At 69.2% G+C, this 3501-nt stretch carries 1 protein-coding gene; it reads right to left on the reverse strand.

Annotated elements, in window-relative coordinates; genetic code table 11:
* The coding region (locus ACJ73U_RS38680; RefSeq protein ID WP_407782741.1) for an amino acid adenylation domain-containing protein at window positions 1-3303 on the reverse strand (3303 nt) is incomplete at its 3' end.
* Between the last annotated feature and the right edge of the window lie 198 nt (window positions 3304-3501).

Consider the following 3501-nt stretch of genomic DNA (forward strand, 5'->3'; position numbering starts at 1 on the left):
CTGCCACACCCCCACCAAAACCTCCTCAACCACCGACCGCGGCCCCACCACATCCGCCAACCACACCGGCCGACCACCCGGCACCGGCAAACCCCGCCGATCCACCTTCCCATTCACCGTCAACGGCAACGCGTCCATCGGCACGAACACGGTCGGGATCAGGTGCTCGGGCAGGATGGGGAGCAGGAACGCGCGCAGCTCGGGGGGCATCACCTCGGCACCGGGCACGCTCACCACGTATCCGACGAGGCGTCGCTCGCCCGGCTTGTCCTCCCTGGCGACGACCGCGGCGTCGTGGACGGACGGGTGCCGGCGGAGCGCGGCCTCCACCTCCCCCGGCTCGATCCGGAAGCCCCGCACCTTGACCTGGTCGTCGATGCGGCCGAGGAACTCCAGCCGCCCCTCGGTGTTCCACCGCGCCAGGTCGCCGGTGCGGTACAGACGGGCGCCGGCGGGGCCGAAGGGGTCAGCCACGAAACGCTGCGCGGTCAGTGCCGGCCTTCTCCGGTAGCCGCGCGCCACGCCGGTTCCGCCGAGGAACAGCTCGCCGGGCACACCGACGGGTGCCGGCCGCAGGCTGGCGTCCAGCACGTAGGCCCTGGTGTTGCGCATCGGGAGGCCGATCGTCGGCTCGACGCGGCCGTCGGGCAGGTGCGCCGCGGTCGCGTTCACCGTGCACTCGGTGGGCCCGTAGATGTTGTAGAAGCGCCGCTGCGGGGTGGCCCACGCGGCGGCCAGCTCCCTCGAGCACGGCTCGCCCGCGACCGCCACGACGGCGAGCTCCGGCAACGGCACGACGGGCAGCGTCTGGAGCACGGAGGGCGTGCACAGCAACGCCTGGCACCTGTGCTGGTTGAGGTGCACGGCCAGCGGCATGCCGGTCCGCTCCATCTCCGGGAGGATCACCCAGCAGCCGCCGTGCAGCCACGCCGTGGCGTACTCGGCGACGCTGGCGTCGAAGGACAGCGACGCCACGCCGGCGACCCTGAACGGGCGGGGTCCCTCGGGTGCGAGCAACGCGTGCATCCCGGCTGCCAGGTTGACCACGCTCCGGTGTTCCACCGCAGTCGCCTTGGGTTCCCCAGTGGATCCGGACGTGTAGATGAGATAGGCGAGTGCGTTGGGCGGGAGCTGCCCGTCGGGGTCGTCGTCGGGCTGAGCGGCCAGCTCCGTGGGATCGTCCAGGCTGATCCTGGCCAGGTCGGCCGGGAGGACGGCGTCCGCGCCGCCGCCCGAGGTGACCACGAGCTCGGCGCCACTGTCCGCCAGGAGGTAGGCCAGCCGTTCGGCCGGGTACTCCGGGTCGAGTGGCAGGTAGGCCGCGCCCGCCTTGAGGATGCCGAGCAGACCGACCGCCGCCCACACGCACCTCCTGGTGCACAGGGCGACCACGCTCTCCGCACCGATGCCCCTGGCGCGGATCGCGTGCGCGAGCCGGTTGGCGGCGCTGTTCAGCTCGGCATAGGTCAGGTGGTCCTCACCGCTGATCACCGCCGGGGCGTCCGGGGTGAGCCGGACCTGTCGTTCGAACAGTGCCGGCAGGGCCGCCGCCGGCGTGTCGGCCGCGGTGTCGTTCCATTCGACGGTGATCGTGCGGTGCTCGTCCGGCGCGAGCAGTGCGACGTGGTGGAGCGACCGGTCCGGCGCGGCCGCGACCTGGGCCAGCACGTGGAGGAAGTGGCTCGCCATGCGCGTGATCGTGGGTTCGTCGAACAGGTCGACGCTGTAGACGAAACGGCCGGCGAGCCGGGGGCCGCGCTCCACCAGGTAGCACTCGACGTCGCACCGGGTGCCGCCGACGCCGGTCCCGAAGGACTCGACCGTCGTACCGGTCAGGGCGATGCGCTCCCGTGGTGCGTTCATGAGCTGGAACATGACCTGCACCAGCGGGTTGCGGCTCAGGTCCCGGACCGGAGCAAGCTCCTCGACGAGTTGCTCGAACGGCAGGTCCTGATGCGCGTACGCACCCAACGCCGTCTCCCGCACCCGACCCAGAAGGTCCACGAACGAGGGATCACCGGACAAGTCGGTCCGCAACACCAGGGTGTTCACGAAGAACCCGATCAGGCGCTCCAACTCGGGGCGCACCCGACCCGCGATGGGCGAGCCCACCGCGATGTCGGTGGTCCGGGTGTACCGGGCCAGCACAACCTGGAACGCGGCAAGCAGTGTCATGAACAACGTCACGCCGTGTTTGCGGCTCAGTGCGCGCAGTCTGTCGGCGACGTCGGCGGGGACGTCGAAGGTCACCACGCCGCCGGTGTGGCTCAGCATCGGAGGGCGTGGCCGGTCCGTCGGCAGCTCCAGCGTGGGCGCCAGGCCGGACAGGTTCGCGCTCCAGTAGTCGAGCTGCGTGCGCAACTCGTCCTCGACGAGCCAGGTGCGTTGCCAGACGGCGAAGTCGGCGTACTGCACCGGCAGGGGCGGCAACGGCGATGGGCGACCGGCGAGGAACGCCTCGTAGAGCGCGTTCAGCTCACTCGCGAAGACTCCCATGGACCAGCCGTCGGAGACGATGTGGTGCGCCACGACGCACAGCACGTGGTCGTCGTCGGCGAGCCGGATCAACGTGACGCGCACCAGCGGGCCGACGGCCAGGTCGAACGGCCGGGCCACGCGGTCGGCAGCGGTCTCGCGGGCGTCTGTTTCGGGATCGGCCCCACCAGACACATCAACCAACTCAACCGACACCACACCCACCCCACCCACAACCTGCCGCGGCGCCCCATCAACAGACACAAACCTCGTACGCAAAGACTCATGCCGCCCAACAACCTCCGACAACACCCGCCCCAACACACCAACATCAACACCACCACGCAACCGCACCACATGCGGCGAATTATAAAAAGGACTACCCGGCACCAACTGATCCAAAAACCACAACCGCTGCTGCGCAAACGACAACGGCACCACACCCGGCCGACCCACCGACCCCAACTCAACCCCACCACGCCGCCCCGCACCCGCAACCACAACCGCCAAACCAGCAACCGTCGGACACTCAAACACCGACCTCAACGCCAACTCAACACCCAACCGCTCCCGCACCCGCGACACCAACTGCGTCGCCAACAACGAATGCCCACCCAACTCAAAAAAATCATCCTCAACACCCACCCGATCAACCCCCAACACCTCCTGCCACACCCCCACCAAAACCTCCTCAACCACCGACCGCGGCCCCACCACATCCGCCAACCACACCGGCCGACCACCCGGCACCGGCAAACCCCGCCGATCCACCTTCCCATTCACCGTCAACGGCAACGCGTCGAGCACGACGAACGCCGACGGCACCATGAAGTCCGGCAGCCGTTTCCCGAGCGATTCGCGTAGCCGCGGCACCAGCGTGCGGCTCAACTCACGGATCTCACGTCCGTGCAGCGGATCGTTCACGCCTTTGTCGATGGACACCGCCTCACCCGGAAACTCCACCCTGGGCCAACCATCACCGGTCCCATGAACGAACGCCACATCAAACGCCCCGTCAGGCCGACC

The sequence above is a fragment of the Actinophytocola sp. genome (assembly GCF_045807065.1).
Taxonomy (GTDB): domain Bacteria; phylum Actinomycetota; class Actinomycetes; order Mycobacteriales; family Pseudonocardiaceae; genus Actinophytocola.